Genomic DNA, 19,298 nt, shown 5'->3' with positions numbered 1-19,298 from the left:
CCTAGTGAGCAATCTGTCACTCGATTTTTCCCATAACGAATTTCAGCCACTGGCCGCAAGAATGCGGCCGGTAACCCTGGCTGAATATATCGGTCAGCAGCATCTGCTGGCGCCGGGCAAGCCGTTGCCGCGCGCTATCGAAGCCGGTCAGCTGCACTCCATGATCCTGTGGGGACCGCCCGGTACCGGAAAAACGACGCTGGCAGAGTTGATTGGCCGCTATGCCAACGCCGATGTCGAACGGATATCGGCAGTAACCTCCGGCATTAAAGAGATCCGCGAAGCCATCGAGCGCGCCCGTCAGAATCGAAATGCAGGCCGACGCACCATTCTGTTTGTCGACGAAGTGCATCGCTTCAACAAAAGTCAGCAGGATGCGTTTTTGCCGCACATCGAAGACGGCACCATTACCTTTATCGGCGCGACGACCGAAAACCCGTCGTTCGAGCTGAACTCGGCCTTGCTGTCTCGCGCCCGTGTCTATCTGCTTAAAGCTCTGACCGCCGATGACATCGAAAAGGTCATCGATCAGGCGATGGGCAACGGCGAACCGCGGTTATGCCGGACAAAACATCCGTATTCCACCGCAAACGCGACGCATGCTGGCCGAGCTTGTGAATGGAGACGCCCGTCGAGCGCTGAACAGCATCGAGATGATGGCCGATATGGCCGAAGTCGACGCCAACGGCGTAAGAGTGCTGACGCCCGAGCTGCTTAACGAAATCTCCGGCGAACGCAGCGCCCGTTTCGATAACAAGGGTGACCGCTATTACGACCTTATCTCCGCTGTGCACAAGTCTATTCGCGGCTCGGCTCCTGACGCCGCGCTGTACTGGTATGCCCGCATAATTACCGCAGGCGGGGATCCTCTGTATGTCGCCCGCCGTCTTCTGGCGATTGCCTCCGAAGATGTGGGCAACGCCGATCCCCGCGCCATGCAGATTGCCGTGTCGGCCTGGGACTGCTTTACCCGTGTCGGCCCGGCGGAGGGCGAAAGGGCGATTGCGCAGGCCATCGTCTATCTGGCCTGTGCGCCGAAGAGCAACGCCGTTTATACCGCCTTCAAGGCCGCGCTTCGCGACGCCAAAGAACAGGCAGATTACGACGTGCCCGAACATCTGCGCAACGCGCCGACCAAGCTGATGAAAGAGATGGGATTAGGCGCGGAGTACCGTTACGCGCATGACGAACCCAACGCCTATGCCGCTGGCGAGAGCTATTTCCCTGCCGAAATGGCCGAAACCCGATACTATTATCCGACCGCACGCGGGATGGAAGGTAAAATCGGCGAGAAACTGGCATGGTTGACTGAACAAGATCAAAATAGCCCGACAAAACGCTACCGATAAATTTGCGGGTGCGGTAAGGTTACGGCTGATAACTCTTTGACATGCTGCTGTTTCAGGCAGCCTGTAACTTCAAAATTTTATTTAATTCAAAACGAACAGGATTAGCATGCTCGATCCCAATCTGCTGCGTAATGAGCTAGACGCAGTTGCAGAAAAACTCGCTCGCAGAGGCTTTAAACTCGATGTAGAAACATTGCGCGCTCAAGAAGAACGTCGCAAGGTGCTGCAGGTTGAAACGGAAAATCTTCAGGCTGAAAGGAATGCACGATCGAAATCGATCGGTGCGGCCAAGGCGCGTGGTGAAGACATCGATGCCCTGCGTCAGGAAGTCAATGAGCTGGGTGACAAGTTGAGCGCGGCCAAGGCCGAGCTGGAAACGCTGCTGGACGAGATGAATAAAGTCACTCAGGCGCTGCCAAACCTGCCTGATGATTGCGTTCCTGTTGGTAAAGACGATAGCGAAAACCTGGAAGTCAGCCGCTGGGGCGAGCCACGTCAGTTCGATTTCGACGTTCGCGATCACGTGTCGCTTGGCGAGCTGGCGGGTGGCCTCGATTTTGCGGCCGGTGTCAAACTGACCGGCGCACGTTTCGTGGTAATGCAGGGTCAGATTGCCCGTATGCACCGCGCGCTGTCGCAGTTCATGATTGATCTGCACACTGAACAGCATGGCTACATTGAAACGGCCGTGCCTTATCTGGTCAACCACGACTCGCTGTTTGGTACCGGTCAGCTGCCGAAGTTTGGCGAAGACCTGTTCCACACCAAACCGCTCGGCGAAGAAGCGGGCAGCAGCAACTATGCGCTGATCCCGACCGCCGAAGTGCCACTGACCAACCTCGCGCGCGACGAAATTCTTGAAGAAGAGTCTCTGCCGCTGAAGCTGACCGCCCATACGCCGTGCTTCCGTTCCGAAGCGGGTTCCTATGGTCGTGATACCCGTGGTCTTATTCGTATGCACCAGTTCGACAAGGTCGAGATGGTTCAGATAGTGCGCCCTGAAGATTCCATGCAGGCGCTCGAAGAGTTGACCGGTCATGCCGAAAAAGTGCTGCAATTGCTGAACCTGCCGTATCGCAAAATGTTGCTGTGTACCGGCGACATGGGCGCGGGTTCGTGCAAGACCTATGATCTCGAAGTGTGGCTGCCGGCGCAGAACACGTACCGCGAAATCTCTTCCTGTTCAAACATGTGGGATTTCCAGGCGCGTCGCATGCAGGCGCGTACCCGTGCCAAAAACGAGAAGAAACCGCGTCTGGTGCATACCCTGAACGGTTCCGGTCTGGCAGTAGGTCGTACGCTGGTTGCCGTGCTGGAAAACTACCAGCTGGCCGACGGCCGTATCGAAGTACCTGAGGTGCTGCGCCCTTATATGCGCGGACTTGAAGTTATCGGTTAATACCGATACAAAAGGGAATAATAGATTGAGGCCGATTGTTCACGCAGTCGGCCTTTTTTATGCCTTGTCAGCGAATTTTAGCCTTTTTTGTCCCGCCTTTTTTATCAGCGATATTTTTTAATCGACTGCCGCGTAAAACATTTATTTTTAATGAATTAATCGTCGATTTAAAAACGATAAACTATTGAATATCAATCAGTTGAGAAATGGTCATTTTGAGCCATTGCGACCCTTGATTGACGATTGATTAGTTATTTAAATCATGAGAATACAGTTTGTGCGCATGCCCAATTTTGCCCAATTGACTTTTTTTGGCCGAATGGCATGATGCGCGCAATTTCCTACTCTCTTTGGTCGCTCATTCCCTATGTCCGCTTATTCTCGCCCGGTGCTATTGCTGCTCTGTGGCCTTTTACTGTTGACCGTTTCCATTGCGGTTTTGAGCACCCTGGTTCCCTTGTGGTTGACCCACGAAACGCTGCCAACCTGGAAAGTAGGACTGGTAAGTTCTTCATATTATACGGGTAACCTGCTTGGCACGCTGATTGCCGGTCGCCTTATCAAACGTCTCGGCTTTAATCTCAGCTATCAGCTTTCCTGTATTCTGTTTGCCGTTGCCACCGCCGGTTTAACGTTCTCGATGAACTTCTTCGGCTGGGTCGGCTGGCGCTTTATGGCCGGTATCGGCTGCGCGCTTATCTGGGTCGTGGTCGAAAGCGCGTTGCTGCGCAGCGGCACGGTCAAAAATCGTGGTCAACTGCTCGCCGCCTACATGATGGTGTATTACATCGGCACCGTCGCGGGGCAGCTCCTGCTCGGCAAGGTTTCTACCGAGATTTACAATGTTATTCCGTGGGTTACCGGGTTAATCGTGGTCGCCATGCTGCCGCTGTTGTTTGCGCACATTGCCAATCAGGACAGCGAACTGCCTACGCCTGCCATCTGGCCGATGCTCAAGCGCCGCAATGCGCGGCTTGGCATCAACGGCTGTGTGATTTCGGGTATCGTTCTGGGTTCGCTGTATGGCCTGATGCCGTTGTTCCTGTCACACCGCGGTCTGAGCGATGCCGACGTCGGTTACTGGATGGCGCTGCTGATAAGCTCCGGCATTATCGGTCAGTGGCCGGTCGGACGTCTCGCCGATCGTTACGGTCGTCTGATGGTGCTGCGTGTGCAGGTCTTTGTGGTCATCCTGGGGTGTCTGGCGATGCTCGGTGGTTACGCGATGGCACCGGCCCTGTTTGTGCTCGGCTGTGCAGGCTTTACACTGTATCCGGTGGCCATGTCCTGGGCCTGTGAAAAGGTGAGTGCGGATGAACTGGTCGGCATGAATCAGGCGTTGCTGATGAGTTACACGATTGGCAGTCTTGCGGGTCCGTCGATGACCGCGATGCTGATGCAGAACTACTCTGACGGCGTATTGTTTGTGATGATTGCCGGTGTCGCGCTGGTCTATCTGCTGATGCTGCTGCGCAAGACCGATCAGCAGACCACGCCTTTCGCGGCCGTTTGACGTTACGCCTTCCCGAAGCCGCCGCTGCGTGGGGCGCGCATCAACGCCTGTCACCTTATTGAGTTAAGGGGCAGGCGTGTCGGCTCGCCTTCGGCCTTGTCGCACGCGCCATTCCCGGGATCACGCGCACGCCACAGGTTAGTAAACGACCTGATGCCCGTACTGTTCCAGAATCTTTTTGACCCTCTCCATGATCTCTTTGCTCGGCGGACTCACGCCCTCCAGCCCGTACGCTTCGCCCATCGCCGTCCATTTATGTTTGCCCAGTTCGTGATAGGGCAGCAGTTCTATCTTCTCGATATTTTTCATCTCGCGGGTAAATTCGCCGAGACGCTGAACGGAGTCGTCATCGTCTGACCAGCCGGGCACCACCACATAGCGGATCCAGGTGCGTGTGCCGCGTTCGGCAAGATAATGGGCGAAATCCAGCGTGCGATGATTCGATACGCCCACCAGCTTCTGGTGGATCTCGTCGTTCATCTGTTTCAAATCGAGCATCACGAGATCGGTGACATCAATCAGTTCGTCGATCACCGAATCGTAGCGACGAACGAAACCGTTGGTGTCGAGACAGGTATGGATGCCTTCGGCGTGGCAGGCGCGGAACCAGTCGCGCACAAATTCGGCCTGTAATACGGCCTCACCGCCGGAAGCCGTGACGCCGCCGCCCGATGCGTTCATGAAATGGCGATAGCTCACCACCTCTTTCATCAAGTCTTCTACGTAAATCTCTTTACCGCCGTGGGTGTCCCACGTATCGCGGTTGTGGCAATACATGCAGCGCATCAGGCAACCCTGAAAGAAGGCGATAAAGCGTATGCCGGGACCGTCGACGGTCCCGCAGGATTCGTAGGAGTGAATGCGACCTTGGATTGACATGGCAGGTGTTCTCCACAGTCCAGTGACTTCGTTAATTGAAGTCTTGATTATCAGGGTCAAAAGGCCCCAGCTGAGTGGGGCCTTCACTTTTGATAACGTTTAACGCGGCGACTCTTTACAGCGTTTTGGTAAAGGTTCGGGTGATAACGTCCTGCTGCTGCTCTTTGGTCAGCGAGTTGAATCGCACGGCATAGCCCGAAACACGAATAGTCAGTTGCGGGTATTTCTGCGGATCTTCCATGGCATCCAGCAGCATCTCGCGGTTCATCACGTTCACGTTCAGATGCTGACCGCCTTCAACGGCCGCTTCGTGGTGGAAATAGCCGTCCATCAGCCCCGCCAGATTGGATTTACGCACCTCGTCATCTTTACCCAACGCATTCGGCACGATGGAGAAGGTGTAGGAGATGCCATCTTTCGCATAGGCGAACGGCAGTTTGGCGACGGAGGTCAGAGAGGCAACCGCGCCTTTCTGATCGCGTCCGTGCATCGGGTTGGCGCCCGGACCAAACGGGGCACCGGCGCGACGTCCGTCGGGTGTATTGCCGGTTTTCTTGCCGTAAACCACGTTCGAGGTGATAGTAAGCACTGACTGGGTGGCGACGGCATTGCGGTAGGTCGGCAACTTCTGAATTTTCTTCATAAAGCGCTCGACCAGGTCGCAGGCGATATCATCGACGCGCGGATCGTTGTTCCCAAACTGCGGATATTCGCCCTCGATTTTGAAATCTACCGCCAGCCCATCTTCATCACGAATCGTGCTGACTTTGGCATATTTAATCGCAGAGAGTGAATCGGCGGCGACGGAAAGTCCGGCAATACCGCAGGCCATGGTGCGATAAACGTCGCGGTCGTGCAGCGCCATCAGCGAAGCTTCGTAGCTGTATTTATCGTGCATGTAGTGAATGCAGTTCAGCGCGGTCACATATTGCGTCGCCAGCCAGTCCATAAAGTGGTCCATGCGGGCCAGCACTTTGTCGTAATCCAGCACCTCGTCCATCATCGGTGCCTCTTTCGGCCCGACCTGAATTTTCATTTTTTCATCCACGCCGCCGTTGATGGCATAGAGCATGGTTTTCGCCAGATTGGCGCGCGCGCCGAAGAACTGCATCTGTTTACCAACAATCATCGGGCTGACGCAGCAGGCAATGGCGTAATCGTCATTGTCGAAGTCAGGGCGCATCAGGTCATCGTTTTCATACTGAATCGAGGAGGTGTCGATTGAGACTTTGGCGGCGTATTTCTTGAAGTTGACCGGCAGTTTTTCAGACCACAGGATAGTCATGTTGGGTTCCGGCGAAGGCCCCATAGTGTAGAGCGTATTCAGGAAACGGTAGCTGTTTCGGGTGACCAGCGTGCGGCCATCGACGCCCATACCGGCCAGCGATTCGGTGGCCCAGATAGGGTCGCCGGAGAACAGTTCGTCATACTCGGGCGTGCGCAGGAAACGCACCATGCGCAGCTTCATGACCAGATGGTCGATAAGCTCCTGCGCCTGCTCTTCGCCCAGTTTGCCAGCCTTGATGTCGCGTTCGATAAAGATATCAAGGAAGGTCGAGACGCGACCAAAGGACATGGCGGCCCCGTTTTGCGATTTGACTGCGGCCAGATAGCCGAAGTAGGTCCACTGCACCGCTTCCTGTGCCGTGGTGGCCGGGCCTGCGATGTCGAAGCCGTATTTTGCCGCCATCTCCTTGATTTGACCCAGCGCGCGATACTGTTCGGAAATCTCTTCGCGCAATTGAATCGTCATTGCCAAGTCTTCGCCGTTTTCAAGACGCGATTGCAGCGACTGGAACTGGCTGTATTTGTCGGCCATCAGGAAATCGATGCCATAGAGTGCTACGCGGCGATAGTCGCCGATGATACGGCCACGGCCATAGGCATCGGGTAAACCGGTCAGCACGCCGGATTTACGGCAGTTGAGAATGTCTTTGGTATAAACGTCGAACACACCCTGGTTGTGCGTTTTGCGGTAGTCGGTAAAGACCTTTTTCAGTTGCGGGTCGAGTTCACGGCCATAGACTTTGCAGGAGCCTTCAACCATCTTGATGCCGCCAAACGGGATGATGGCGCGTTTCAGCGGCGCATCGGTTTGCAGGCCGACGATGGTTTCCAGCGATTTGTTGATGTATCCGGCATCATGCGAGGTAATGGTCGAGGCGAGATCGGTATCAAAATCGACAGGGGCCTTGGTGGCGTTCTCCTGCTTGATACCTTCCATCACGCTTTCCCACAAGGTGGTCGTTGCCTGCGTTGCGCCTGCCAGGAAAGACTCGTTGCCCTCGTAAGGGGTGTAGTTTTTCTGGATGAAATCGCGCACGTTGACTTCGGTCTGCCATTCACCCGCGCTGAAACCTTGCCATGCGGTGGTCAATTTCTCATTGAGCTTGGACATGTTACACCTACCTTCTGATGTTGAAATTCTTGGATAAAAGCGTTGTCGGGATAACCCGTAAACTGTTGCGAAGGGCAGCGCCTGTGCTTATGCGGGCTGCTTGTCGCGTAGATAGATGACCCAGTAGGTCAGGCCGACCAGCAGACCGCCGCCGATGATGTTGCCGAGCGTAACGGGGATCAGGTTGTCGGTGATAAAGTGTGTGACGTCGAGCGCGGCGAATTTGTCGGGCGCGCTGCCCACGGCCTGCCAGAATTCGGGCGCGGCAAAATTCCTGATGACAATCCCGAGCGGGATCATGAACATGTTGGCGATACTGTGCTCGAATCCGCAGGCGACAAACATGGCGACCGGCAGGATCATGGCAAACATTTTGTCCATCAGGCTGCGGCCGGAATAACTCATCCATACCGCGAGACAGACCATCAGATTGGCTAAAATGCCAAGACATACCGCCTCGATAAAGGTGTGATGCATTTTATGGTCGGCGGTTTGCAGAACGTTCAGCCCCCATTGGCCGTTGTCGGTCATCGCCATGCCGGAAAACCAGATAAGGCCGACGAAAAACAGCGCGCCAAACAGGTTGCCGACATAAACATTGACCCAGTTGCGGGCCAGTTGCCCCCAGGTGATTCTGCCGCTCGCCTTGGCGATGACGGTTAATACGGTCGAGGTGAAGAGATCGGCGCCACAGACCACGACTAACATTAATCCGAGTGAAAAACAGATCCCGCCTACCAGTTTTGACCAGCCAAACGGAACGCCTGCTGTGCCGGTGGTCGAGGTAATGTAGAAAACAAAGGCAATGGAAATAAATACACCGGCGGTGATCGCCAGGAAAAAGGTTTTTATGGGTTGTTTTGTCGCTTTATACACGCCGGCATCTTCGGCGACTTTTGCCGTAGCAGCGGGTAATAATAAATTGAAGGGGTTGTCAGCGTTCACATTAACTCACTCTTAAGGGTTATGTACTGCATGACAGATACTAACAACCTGATGTTGTCGAGATATTGATGTGGATCATAGCGGGGAGTAATAAGGCGTGAGTTACGGAGTATTGATGGCTATTTTAGCGTTAGTCGTTTGATTAATAAGAGGTAAATTATTTTTATTTATTACGGTTAAATTTTAATTAAAAATTATCAATCGACTGACTCGTTGATATTTATGGAATTAAGATCAGGCTCAGGGCGGCTCGCTATTTATTTTTAGCAATTATTTAACAAATGAAATTTTGAAATCCTGTGGGGCCAGATTTGAGTTGTCATTATTCCCCTCGCGCTTTTGTGAGGATACATTTCTTTTGCTTCACTATTAAATAATCATCCTGTTTCTAAAATATTAAACATTATCCGACACCGGCGCTCGGCAATAAAAAAAGCCGACCTCGAAAGGCCGGCTTTTTATGCATTAATCATTAATAACGCTGATAAAAAAATCCGAGTGATGATTTCTTTTATTTTGCCCAATGACGACGCTTGGCAACCTGCAATTTCTCATACGCCGCCAGCAGGCCCTGATGGGCAGGCAGCGCCTTGAGTTCGGCATCTACCGCAAACAGGCCGTGGAAGCGCTCTTCGCCGCTGATGGCCGCAGAAGCGCGATCGACGGCGTCCTGACCATACATTTTGACGAAGGCGGAATAGTATTGTGACGCCTCGCGCTCTGGCTCCAGCGCCAGTTGCAGCAGAGTTTGCAGACAACGGTAATAGTTGTTGCGCTCGGCGCTGTAAACGGAGGCGTTGAACTCGTGCGCCCATTCGGCCCAGGTCAGCGCCTGATCCATGTCGCCACCGGCCAGCGCCAGCATGGATTTCAGCTCGCCCACGCGCAGCGTATACCAGCCGTTGTCTTTACCGCTCGCGATGCCCAGCAGTTTCGCGCACACGGGTAAAGTCGTCCAGACCTTCGTCATCCAGTTGCGTGATCATCTGCAAATACTCTTCGGGCGCGAAATCGCTGTCCGGCAGGGCCAGAATCTGTTCACGCACGTTCGCGCCCATGCTGTTGTTGGCCAGCAGCAGGTCTTCGGCTGGGTAGATATCGGACATGCCCGGCACGATGATACGGCAGGCGTAAACATCCAGATGTTCGTAGTCGGCGATATACACTTCGGCGTCTTCTTTGTCGAAGATAGCCATCAGGGTCGCGAACTCTTCTTCGGTGCTGCCGCTGAAGCTCCAGTCGGCGAAGTCGTAGTCGGCGTCCTGCTTGAACAGATCCCAGCAGATAAGACCGCTTGAATCGATAAAATGCGTTTCAAGGTTGGCGTGTTCGGCGACTTCTTCGTCGTCGAAGGTCGGCGCGGTAAACACGTCGAGATCCTTCAGGCCACGGCCTTGCAGCAACTCGGTCACGGTACGCTCGAGAGCAACGCCAAAGTCGGGGTGCGCGCCGAAAGAGGCGAAACAGGTGCCGTTGGCCGGGTTGAACAACACCACGCAAATGACTGGATAGTTACCGCCAAGCGAGGCGTCATAGGAAAGGATAGGGAAACCTTCCTCTTCGAGTTTGGCGATGGCTTCGACCACACTCGGATAACGCGCCAGCACGTCGGCCGGGATTTCCGGCAGGCTGATGGATTCCGCAATGATGCGGTTTTTCACGTAACGCTCGAAGACTTCGGAAAGCCCCTGTACGCGCGCTTCGTTGGCGGTATTCCCCGCAGACATGCCGTTGGACACATAGAGATTGCCGATGATGTTCATCGGAATATAGACGGTCTGCTGGTCGGATTGACGAGTGAAAGGCAGGGCGCAGATGCCGCGTTCGGCGTTGCCGGACTGCAAATCGACCAGGTCGCTGCCGGTCAGCTCGTTTTCTTCGTCGTAGAACGCGTGCAGACGCGCGTCCAGAATGCCCGCAGGCAGGCTGTTGTCCGCCGGGATCGGGAACCATTTTTCATTCGGATAATGTACGAAATCGCCGTTGGCGATCTCTTTGCCCAGATAGAAATCGGCGAAGAAATAGTTGGTGGACAGGCGTTCGAAGTATTCGCCCAGCGCCGAAGCCAATGCCGCTTTCTTACTGGCTCCCTTGCCGTTGGTAAAGCACAGCGGGCAATCGCGGTCGCGAATATGGACAGACCAGACATTGGGGACCGGATTCAGCCACGAGGCCTCTTCGATATTGAAGCCGAGGTCGGTGAGTTTCTGCTGAAAACGGGAGATGGAGTCTTCCAGCGCCGCGTCTTTGCCAGGGATAAAAGTTTGCGTCATTGAGTTCACTTTTGTGCGTTCTAAAAACGCGCAATGATACGGGGTTTTTGACCCAACCTCCACGTATTCATGCCGCTAAGAAAAAGAATACTCGCGCGGCCGATATGAATTTTATTACTGATTATTACTCCGGGGCGAATAACAATTGCAGCGGGAGGAGACCAGTGATAAAACCGGTAAACTGGTTGTTGGTGCAGGCAAGCATTCCAATATTGCTATCAATCAATGACTCAACTGGCTTTCAAGTAGCTATCAAAGAGAAGTGGTGAGGGGAAATGACTCAGGTTTATAATTTTAGCTCAGGCCCGGCGATGATTCCGGCTGAAGTCTTACGTCGTGCTGAACAGGAACTCTGCAACTGGCGCGGTCTCGGTACCTCGGTGATGGAAATCAGTCACCGCAGCAAAGAATTCATCGAAGTGGCCGAAGAGTCCGAAAAGGATATTCGCGACCTGATGAATATCCCCTCGAACTATAAAGTCCTGTTCTGCCACGGCGGCGCGCGTGCGCAGTTCGCGGCCATCCCGATGAACCTGCTGGGTGACAAATCCACGGCCGACTATATCGACGGCGGTTACTGGGCGCACAGCGCGGTTAAAGAAGCGCAGAAATACTGCACCCCGAACGTCATCGATATCACCACCACTTTCGGCGACAAGCGCGGCCTGCTGCCAATGAGCGAGTGGAAGCTGAGCGCCGACTCTGCCTATGTTCACTACTGCCCGAACGAAACCATCGACGGTCTGGCAATCGACGAAATGCCTGACTTCGGCGACAAGGTCGTTATCGCCGACTACTCCTCGACGATTCTTTCCCGTCCTATCGATGTCAGCCGCTTTGGCGTGATTTACGCCGGCGCGCAGAAGAATATCGGTCCTGCCGGTCTGACGCTGGTTATCGTGCGCGAAGATCTGCTGGGCAAGGCGCGTACCGAGCTGCCTTCTATCCTTGATTACACTGTGCTTGCCGAAAACGATTCAATGTTCAACACCCCGCCGACCTTTGCCTGGTATCTGTCGGGCATGGTCTTCAAATGGCTGAAAGAGCAGGGCGGCCTGAACGAAATCGAAAAACGCAACAAGGCCAAAGCCGAACTGCTGTACAGCACCATCGATCGCAGCGATTTCTACCGCAATCAGGTAGCCGATGCCAACCGTTCGCGCATGAATGTGCCGTTCCAGCTGGCCGATGCCTCGCTGGACGCCGTATTCCTGAAAGAATCACTGGAAGCGGGTTTGCACGCGCTTAAAGGTCACCGTGTGGTTGGCGGCATGCGTGCTTCCATCTACAATGCAATGCCGCTGGAAGGCGTGCAGGCGCTGACTTCGTTTATGAACGACTTTGAAAAACGTCACGGTTAATCCGGCGTTAAGTTAACTGTTTGATTCCTAGATTTATTATTAGACAAGTTGCTGATTGATCCAGACCCCGGCCACGATCCGGGGTTTGGTTTTTTATTTATTTTGCTATTTTCCGATCCGAGAGAACACTGTGGAAGCGTTAACACTCCAACCTATTGCAAAAGTTGATGGCACCATCAACCTCCCTGGCTCCAAGAGCGTCTCCAACCGCGCGCTGTTGCTGGCCGCGTTTGCCGAAGGCACCACGCAGCTGACCAATCTGCTCGACAGCGACGACGTGCGCCACATGCTCAACGCGCTGACCCAGCTTGGCGTAACGCACCGTCTCTCCGCAGACAGAACGCGCTGCGAAATCGACGGCCTTGGCGGTATCTTCCCGAAAGCCGACGATCTGGAACTGTTTCTCGGCAATGCGGGCACCGCGATGCGCCCCCTGGCTGCCGCGCTGTGTCTGGGCGAGCAGAATGTCGTGCTGACCGGCGAGCCGCGCATGAAGGAACGTCCGATTGGCCATCTGGTCGATGCCCTGAGAATGGGCGGCGCGCACGTCGATTATCTCGAAAATGAACACTATCCGCCTCTGCGTCTGCACGGTGGGTTCAAGGGTGGTGAAATCAGCGTTGACGGCAGCGTCTCCAGCCAGTTCCTCACCGCGCTGCTCATGACCGCGCCGCTGGCCGAAAACGACACGCTTATCCGCATCAAGGGCGATCTGGTGTCCAAGCCTTATATCGACATCACGCTGAACCTGATGAAAACCTTCGGCGTGACCGTGGTGAACGAGAACTACCAGCAGTTCCGCGTTACCGCCAAACAGCGCTATGTTTCTCCGGGCACCTATCTGGTGGAAGGCGATGCCTCTTCGGCCTCCTATTTCCTCGCGGCAGCGGCTATCAAGGGCGGCACCGTGCGCGTAACCGGCATCGGTAAAAACAGCATGCAGGGCGATATCCGCTTTGCCGACGTGCTGGAAAAAATGGGCGCGACGGTTAACTGGTCCGACGATTATATCGAATGTACCCGCGGCGAACTGCGCGGCATCGACATGGACATGAACCACATTCCCGATGCGGCAATGACCATTGCCACGGCGGCGCTGTTTGCCGAAGGGCCGACCACGCTTCGCAATATCTATAACTGGCGTGTCAAAGAGACGGATCGCCTGTTCGCGATGGCGACCGAACTGCGCAAGGTCGGGGCGACCGTGGAAGAAGGTGAAGATTACATCCGCATCGAACCGCCTGCTGCGCTGACCTTTGCCGAAATCGGCACCTATGACGATCACCGCATGGCGATGTGCTTCTCGCTGGTGGCGTTGTCGGATACGCCTGTGACCATTCTCGACCCGAAATGTACGGCGAAAACCTTCCCTGACTATTTCGAGCGTTTGGCGTCACTCAGCACGCCTGCCTAAATTTCCTCTTATTTATCCTCAACGGACGTCTTCGGATGTCCGTTTTTTTTAGCCTCGTCGCCTTCATTTTTTTCTGCCTGTGCTTAACTGTGGGAGGTTTTGCACATTTATTGACTGTTTTGCTGCTTATTTGAATCGTTGCGCACCGTTATCAGGCTTATTTGCTGCAACTTGGCCCTGCGGGGTAACAGTTCGGTCAAAGGCAGCGTATAATGCTGCACCTGAATTAGCCCCATTGGGTTAACGATGAGGGGTTTTCCCCACCGAAAGGAGAGAGAAATGACGGCGATGACCTCGTCTATAACCCCAGTGATTACCGTTGACGGGCCAAGCGGCGCGGGCAAGGGGACGCTTTGCAAGGCGCTTGCCGAAGCCTTTGGCTGGCATCTGCTGGATTCCGGGGCCATTTATCGCGTTCTGGCGCTGGCTGCGCTGCATCATCAGGTCGATATCGTCTCCGAAGAGGCTTTGGTGCCGCTGGCTGCCCACCTCGACGTGCGCTTTGTCGCCAATAACGGTCATTTGAGCGTGATACTTGAAGGTGAGGACGTCACGCACGAGATCCGCACCGAGACTGTCGGCAATACCGCCTCGCAGGCCGCCGCTTTCCCGCGCGTTCGCGAAGCGCTGCTGCGCCGTCAGCGTGCCTTCAAAGAGATGCCGGGCCTGATTGCGGATGGCCGGGACATGGGTACCGTGGTGTTTCCGGAAGCCCAGGTGAAGATATTTCTCGACGCCAGTCCCGAAGAACGTGCAAACAGAAGAATGCTACAGTTGCAGGAAAAGGGCTTTAGTGTTAACTTTGAACGTCTTTTAGCCGAGATAAAAGAGCGGGATGACCGCGATCGTAATCGGTCGATAGCGCCTTTGGTTCCTGCGCAGGATGCGTTAATGCTGGATTCCACCAGCATGTCCATCGAGGCAGTGATTGAAAAGGCGTTGGCTCACGCCACTGAAATTTTAGGATTACCGGTCAGGCAAAGCCGTTAATTCACGCGACTCTCTGGTGCTGCTCCGTTCTTTTTTGTAAAGAACAGGGAGTCAGTGCCAGTTTTTGCTACAGTTTTTTTTAACCTCGCAGCCAGGACGGTAGCGGGGCATTTGAAACAACCCCATCCAGCATGAAGCCAGATGGACGTTAAACTTAAGAAACTAAAGATTATCAATATGACTGAATCTTTTGCTCAACTCTTTGAAGAATCCTTACAAACAATCGAAACTCGTCCGGGTTCAATCGTTCGTGGTGTTGTTGTGTCTATCGACAAAGACGTCGTACTGGTTGACGCCGGTCTGAAGTCTGAGTCTGCTATTCCGGCAGAGCAGTTCAAAAACGCACAGGGCGAACTGGAAATCCAGGTTGGCGACGAAGTTGACGTTGCACTTGACGCTGTTGAAGACGGCTTCGGTGAAACTCTGCTGTCCCGTGAGAAAGCCAAGCGTCATGAAGCATGGCTGATGCTGGAAAAAGCTTACGAAGAAGCTGCAACTGTTACCGGTGTTATCAACGGTAAAGTTAAAGGCGGTTTCACTGTTGAGCTGAACGGTATTCGTGCGTTCCTGCCAGGTTCACTGGTAGACGTGCGTCCTGTTCGCGACACTCTGCACCTCGAAGGCAAAGATCTTGAGTTCAAAGTCATCAAGCTGGACCAGAAGCGCAACAACGTTGTTGTTTCTCGTCGTGCAGTAATTGAGTCCGAGAACAGCGCAGAGCGCGATCAGCTGCTGGAAAACCTGCAGGAAGGCATGGAAGTCAAAGGTATCGTCAAGAACCTCACTGACTACGGCGCCTTCGTTGATCTGGGCGGTGTTGACGGCCTGCTGCACATCACAGACATGGCTTGGAAGCGCGTTAAGCACCCAAGCGAGATCGTGAATGTTGGCGACGAAATCACTGTTAAAGTTCTGAAATTCGACCGTGAGCGTACTCGTGTTTCCCTTGGCTTGAAACAGCTGGGCGAAGATCCATGGGTTGCTATCGCTAAACGTTACCCAGAAAGCACCAAGCTGACTGGTCGTGTAACCAACCTGACTGATTACGGCTGCTTCGTAGAAATCGAAGAAGGCGTTGAAGGCCTGGTACACGTGTCCGAAATGGACTGGACCAACAAAAACATCCACCCATCCAAAGTTGTTAACGTTGGTGACGTAGTGGAAGTTATGGTTCTGGACATCGACGAAGAACGTCGTCGTATCTCCCTGGGTCTGAAGCAGTGTAAAGCTAACCCATGGCAGCAGTTCGCAGAAACTCACAACAAGAACGACCGTGTTGAAGGTAAAATCAAGTCAATCACTGACTTCGGTATCTTCATTGGTCTGGACGGCGGCATCGACGGCCTGGTTCACCTGTCTGACATCTCCTGGAACGTTGCAGGCGAAGAAGCAGTACGTGAATACAAAAAAGGCGACGAAATCGCAGCTGTTGTTCTGCAGGTTGACGCAGAACGTGAGCGTATCTCCCTGGGCGTTAAGCAACTTGCAGAAGACCCGTTCAATAACTACCTGTCTGTAAACAAGAAAGGTACTATTGTTACTGGTAAAGTAACTGCAGTTGACGCTAAAGGTGCTACAGTTGAATTAGCAGGCGGCGTAGAAGGTTACCTGCGTGCTTCTGAAGCTTCTCGCGACCGTATTGAAGACGCAACTCTGGTTCTGAACGTTGGTGATGAAGTAGAAGCTAAATTCACTGGTGTTGACCGTAAGAACCGCGTTGTAAGCCTGTCTGTCCGTGCCAAGGACGAAGCAGACGAGAAAGATGCAATCGCTGTGGTTAACAACAAGCCAGACGAAAGCAACTTCTCCAACGCAATGGCTGAAGCTTTCAAAGCGGCAAAAGGCGAGTAATAAACGGGTAGCGGTGGCCAATTTATTGGTGACCGCGCCTATAACGGTAGTTTAGCTGCAAAGCTTGGAGGTTATATGACCAAGTCTGAACTCATTGAAAGACTTGCTGGCCAGCACTCTCATGTTCCGGCGAAAGCCGTTGAGGATGCCGTGAAAGAGATGCTAGAACATATGGCTGCAACCTTAGCTGATGGAGAACGCATCGAAATCCGCGGGTTTGGCAGTTTTTCTCTTCACTACCGTGCTCCGCGCGTGGGACGTAACCCGAAAACGGGCGACAAAGTTGAGCTGGACGGCAAGTACGTTCCTCACTTCAAGCCAGGTAAAGAGTTACGCGACCGTGCGAACATTTACAGCTAAGGGGTTTCCCCTGGCGTGAATGTCTGCCTAAAGCGAACAAAACGGTGTCCTCACGGGCACCGTTTTTTTGCGCTTTGACATCCCGTCTCGGGCAAATTTGTCGCCGCACTGAAACTCTCTTTTTATTTTGCGTAATGCCTCGCAGCGCCCCGATTTGCAGATTGCCTTGTTTCCGCCTCTCCGCAACACTCCTTTTGCACCAAGATGCTCTTGATACTCACCCTGTCGGCTGAAAATTCCAAGGATAGAAATGATCACGTTGACCTTCACCCAGTTGGCACTGGCGCTGATCGCGGGCATCCTGCCACTGACGGTACTGCCGGATTTGCCTGGCTTCTATCAAAAGATCGGACTTTTTCTGCTGGCCTGTATCGCGGGGGCTTTACCTTTCAGAGTGAGCAAATTGCTGTGCGTGAGTGTGCTGGCCCTGCTTTGGGCCACGAGTCATGCAGGCCAGATTTTGCAGCAAACGGCCCATTTTTCGGGCGCAAGGCAGCAGGTGGTGGCAGAAATAAAAAGCGCCAGCCTTCAGCGCGAGGGCAGTCATAGTCTGGTGATTGCATTAAAGGAGATCAACGGAGAACGGGTTTTTCCGCCGCTTTCTGCCAGAATCTCCAGTGAAGGAATAGGCCCTTACTGTGCCGGCCAGCGCTGGTTGTTGAGCATGAGTTTACGGCCGGTGCACAGTCAGCTTAATCTCGGCGGCTTTGACGGCCAGCGGTGGGCGGTAGCGAATCGGCAGACACTGACCGGACGCGTCAATGCGGCGCAGCGGTTATCCGAAGACTGTTCGCTTCGCCAAAAGCGGCTGACCGAGGTGCAGAGTCAGACCACAACCCTGAGCACCCAGCCCATTCTGCTGGCGCTGGCCTTTGGCGAGAGGGGGCTTATCGACCAGCAGGTTAATCAGTTGTTCAAGGTCACCGGTACGGCTCACCTGATGGCGATTTCCGGTCTGCACATCGGCGTGGCGGCAATGATGGGCTGGCTGATTGCCCGCGCACTGCAATTTTTGCTGCCGATGCGATTCATCGATTATCGCTTTCCGCTATTACTCGGCGGGGCGGCGATGCTCTATTACACCTGGTTGTCAGGAGTTAATCCGCCCGCCATGCGTGCGGCGCTGGCAATCACGCTGTGGCTAATTTTGCGGTTGGGCAGAATGCGCTGTCATCCCTGGCAGGTCTGGAGCTGGGGTGTTGCCTTGTTGATGTTCGGCGATCCTTTAGGGATGCTTTCCGACAGTTTCTGGCTGTCCTGTTTCGCGGTAGCCGGACTTATCTTCTGGTATCAATGGGCACCGCTTCCTGCGCGCTTTTCCCGCCGCTGGCAATGGGCGTGGATGCGCTGGTTACATCTGCAACTGGGCATGACCCTTTTACTGCTGCCGATGCAGATTGGGCTTTTTCACGGCCTGAGCGCCGCCTCGCTGTTTGCCAATCTCTGGGCGGTACCTATCGTGTCGCTGTTTACCGTCCCCTTGGTGTTGACCGCGTTGTTTCTCGACCATTTTCCGACTGATGGGGTGCAACCGCTCAGCCAGCTGCTGTGGTCACTTGCCGACACCAGCCTCAAGGGGGTTATTTACGGGCTGGAACACGCGGAGCGCTTCTGGTTACCGTTGGGGGAGGGCGCAATGGCGTTTTGCCTGGCGGGCTGGTTTGGGGTGATTGTCTGGCGTATGGGATGGTATCGCACACATCTAGCCTCGTTGCTGGCGCTGTGCGGGGCCCTTTTTTCTGGCGGCCCTCGGGCGGTAAAGAGAATTGGCGAGTCGATATGCTCGACGTCGGTCACGGGTTGTCGCTACTGATTGAAAAGAACGGCCGAGGCGTATTGTTTGATACCGGAAACCGCTGGGAGGGTGGGTCAATGGCGCAGAGGCAGATTCTGCCTTACCTTCAATGGCGCAATATTGCCCTTGACCAGATAATTGTCAGTCATAGCCATCTTGACCATCACGGCGGTACCGAGATTATGCGTGCTGCCTTCCCGAACGCCAGCCTGCGTACCTCCTTTGCCGGAAAAAACACGCTACCCTGCATACGCGGGCAGCAATGGCGCTGGCAGGCGCTGGATTTCACCGTACTGTGGCCGCCTGATATCAAAGACTATGCCGACAACAATGCCAGCTGCGTCATAAAGGTCAGCGATGGTAAATTCAGCCTGTTACTGAGCGGAGATATAGAACGCCAGGCCGAAACCGCATTGATTAAACAGAACAGAAAGGCGCTTGAAGCCAACCTTTTGCAGGTGCCGCACCACGGCAGCAGAACCTCGTCAATCGCCCCCTTTCTGCGCGCAGTAAACCCGGAGGTGGCCGTGGCATCGGCCTCGCGATTCAATGTCTGGCGTTTACCGGCCGAAAAAATAAAACAACGCTATCGGTCCAGCGGGATAATTTGGCGCGACACCGCGCATTCAGGCCAGCTTGGCGCTTTCTTTTTCGACAATTATTGGGTAATTAAGGGCCTGCGTGAACAATTAATGCCACGTTGGTACCATCAGTGGTTTGGTGTTGGGGGAGATAATGAGTAGAATAGGCCGCTGTTTATTTCGCTGCTGG

Annotated in this window: 12 protein-coding genes and 2 pseudogenes; 10 read left to right on the top strand and 4 right to left on the bottom strand. The window is 54.2% G+C overall.

Annotated elements, in window-relative coordinates; genetic code table 11:
- Nucleotides 1–4 precede the first annotated feature (4 nt).
- From O1V66_RS11250 to O1V66_RS11240, 3 genes and pseudogenes are all read left to right on the top strand, one after another.
- A pseudogene (locus O1V66_RS11250) lies at nucleotides 5–1,349 on the top strand (replication-associated recombination protein A).
- A 106-nt stretch (nucleotides 1,350–1,455) separates the two neighbouring features.
- A complete protein-coding gene (gene serS, locus O1V66_RS11245) occupies nucleotides 1,456–2,748 on the top strand; it encodes a serine--tRNA ligase (RefSeq protein ID WP_045046352.1) in 1,293 nt (430 codons plus the stop codon).
- A 367-nt stretch (nucleotides 2,749–3,115) separates the two neighbouring features.
- Nucleotides 3,116–4,261: an MFS transporter gene (locus O1V66_RS11240; RefSeq protein WP_045046353.1), complete on the top strand. Its 1,146-nt coding sequence runs from the start codon at nucleotides 3,116–3,118 to the stop codon at nucleotides 4,259–4,261.
- Between the two features lie 138 nt (nucleotides 4,262–4,399).
- On the opposite strand, the gene pflA is transcribed toward O1V66_RS11240, so the two are convergent.
- From pflA to ycaO, 4 genes and pseudogenes are all read right to left on the bottom strand, one after another.
- Nucleotides 4,400–5,140, bottom strand: a complete 741-nt coding sequence (gene pflA, locus O1V66_RS11235; protein WP_045046354.1) for a pyruvate formate lyase 1-activating protein — start codon at nucleotides 5,138–5,140, stop codon at nucleotides 4,400–4,402.
- Between the two features lie 115 nt (nucleotides 5,141–5,255).
- Nucleotides 5,256–7,538: a formate C-acetyltransferase gene (pflB, locus tag O1V66_RS11230; protein WP_045046355.1), complete on the bottom strand. Its 2,283-nt coding sequence runs from the start codon at nucleotides 7,536–7,538 to the stop codon at nucleotides 5,256–5,258.
- Nucleotides 7,539–7,625: 87 nt separating this feature from the next.
- Complete coding sequence (gene focA / locus O1V66_RS11225) at nucleotides 7,626–8,483, bottom strand: formate transporter FocA (protein WP_045046356.1); 858 nt, start codon at nucleotides 8,481–8,483, stop codon at nucleotides 7,626–7,628.
- Between the two features lie 511 nt (nucleotides 8,484–8,994).
- Nucleotides 8,995–10,756: pseudogene (gene ycaO, locus O1V66_RS11220) on the bottom strand (30S ribosomal protein S12 methylthiotransferase accessory factor YcaO).
- Nucleotides 10,757–11,031: 275 nt separating this feature from the next.
- Between ycaO and serC the strand changes: the two are divergent.
- The 7 genes from serC to O1V66_RS11185 all read left to right on the top strand — a co-directional run bounded on the left by serC (nucleotide 11,032) and on the right by O1V66_RS11185 (nucleotide 19,270).
- Nucleotides 11,032–12,117: a 3-phosphoserine/phosphohydroxythreonine transaminase gene (serC, locus tag O1V66_RS11215; RefSeq protein ID WP_045046358.1), complete on the top strand. Its 1,086-nt coding sequence runs from the start codon at nucleotides 11,032–11,034 to the stop codon at nucleotides 12,115–12,117.
- A gap of 130 nt (nucleotides 12,118–12,247) precedes the next feature.
- Nucleotides 12,248–13,531 (top strand): 3-phosphoshikimate 1-carboxyvinyltransferase, encoded by a 1,284-nt coding sequence (gene aroA, locus O1V66_RS11210; RefSeq protein WP_045046359.1) that lies wholly within the window; start codon nucleotides 12,248–12,250, stop codon nucleotides 13,529–13,531.
- Nucleotides 13,532–13,819: 288 nt separating this feature from the next.
- Complete coding sequence (gene cmk / locus O1V66_RS11205; protein WP_045046863.1) at nucleotides 13,820–14,521, top strand: (d)CMP kinase; 702 nt, start codon at nucleotides 13,820–13,822, stop codon at nucleotides 14,519–14,521.
- Between the two features lie 177 nt (nucleotides 14,522–14,698).
- The gene (gene rpsA / locus O1V66_RS11200) at nucleotides 14,699–16,372 is read left to right on the top strand and encodes a 30S ribosomal protein S1 (protein ID WP_026110510.1); all 1,674 of its coding nucleotides are present in this window, start codon (nucleotides 14,699–14,701) and stop codon (nucleotides 16,370–16,372) included.
- Between the two features lie 75 nt (nucleotides 16,373–16,447).
- Nucleotides 16,448–16,732 carry an integration host factor subunit beta gene (gene ihfB / locus O1V66_RS11195; RefSeq protein ID WP_045046360.1) on the top strand — a complete coding sequence of 95 codons (285 nt, stop codon included), beginning with the start codon at nucleotides 16,448–16,450 and terminating at the stop codon, nucleotides 16,730–16,732.
- A gap of 250 nt (nucleotides 16,733–16,982) precedes the next feature.
- A complete protein-coding gene (locus tag O1V66_RS11190; RefSeq protein ID WP_269127443.1) occupies nucleotides 16,983–18,545 on the top strand; it encodes a DNA internalization-related competence protein ComEC/Rec2 in 1,563 nt (520 codons plus the stop codon).
- Complete coding sequence (locus tag O1V66_RS11185; RefSeq protein WP_269127441.1) at nucleotides 18,512–19,270, top strand: DNA internalization-related competence protein ComEC/Rec2; 759 nt, start codon at nucleotides 18,512–18,514, stop codon at nucleotides 19,268–19,270. Before O1V66_RS11190 ends, O1V66_RS11185 begins: the two co-directional genes overlap by 34 nt.
- Nucleotides 19,271–19,298: the final 28 nt, after the last annotated feature.

This window comes from Rouxiella chamberiensis, assembly GCF_026967475.1.
Lineage (GTDB): Bacteria > Pseudomonadota > Gammaproteobacteria > Enterobacterales > Enterobacteriaceae > Rouxiella > Rouxiella chamberiensis.
The sequence above is the reverse complement of the archived record's forward strand: the minus strand, read 5'-3'. Positions and strand labels throughout refer to the sequence as shown.

Excerpts from the sequence above, each read along its gene's own strand:
- pflB (WP_045046355.1), bottom strand. The coding sequence starts at position 7,538 with ATGTCCAAGCTCAATGAGAAATTGACCACCGCATGGCAAGGTTTCAGC.
- pflA (WP_045046354.1), bottom strand. The coding sequence starts at position 5,140 with ATGTCAATCCAAGGTCGCATTCACTCCTACGAATCCTGCGGGACCGTC.
- cmk (WP_045046863.1), top strand. The coding sequence starts at position 13,820 with ATGACCTCGTCTATAACCCCAGTGATTACCGTTGACGGGCCAAGCGGC.
- serC (WP_045046358.1), top strand. The coding sequence starts at position 11,032 with ATGACTCAGGTTTATAATTTTAGCTCAGGCCCGGCGATGATTCCGGCT.
- O1V66_RS11190 (WP_269127443.1), top strand. The coding sequence starts at position 16,983 with ATGATCACGTTGACCTTCACCCAGTTGGCACTGGCGCTGATCGCGGGC.
- O1V66_RS11185 (WP_269127441.1), top strand. The coding sequence starts at position 18,512 with ATGCTCGACGTCGGTCACGGGTTGTCGCTACTGATTGAAAAGAACGGC.
- O1V66_RS11240 (WP_045046353.1), top strand. The coding sequence starts at position 3,116 with ATGTCCGCTTATTCTCGCCCGGTGCTATTGCTGCTCTGTGGCCTTTTA.
- serS (WP_045046352.1), top strand. The coding sequence starts at position 1,456 with ATGCTCGATCCCAATCTGCTGCGTAATGAGCTAGACGCAGTTGCAGAA.
- rpsA (WP_026110510.1), top strand. The coding sequence starts at position 14,699 with ATGACTGAATCTTTTGCTCAACTCTTTGAAGAATCCTTACAAACAATC.
- ihfB (WP_045046360.1), top strand. The coding sequence starts at position 16,448 with ATGACCAAGTCTGAACTCATTGAAAGACTTGCTGGCCAGCACTCTCAT.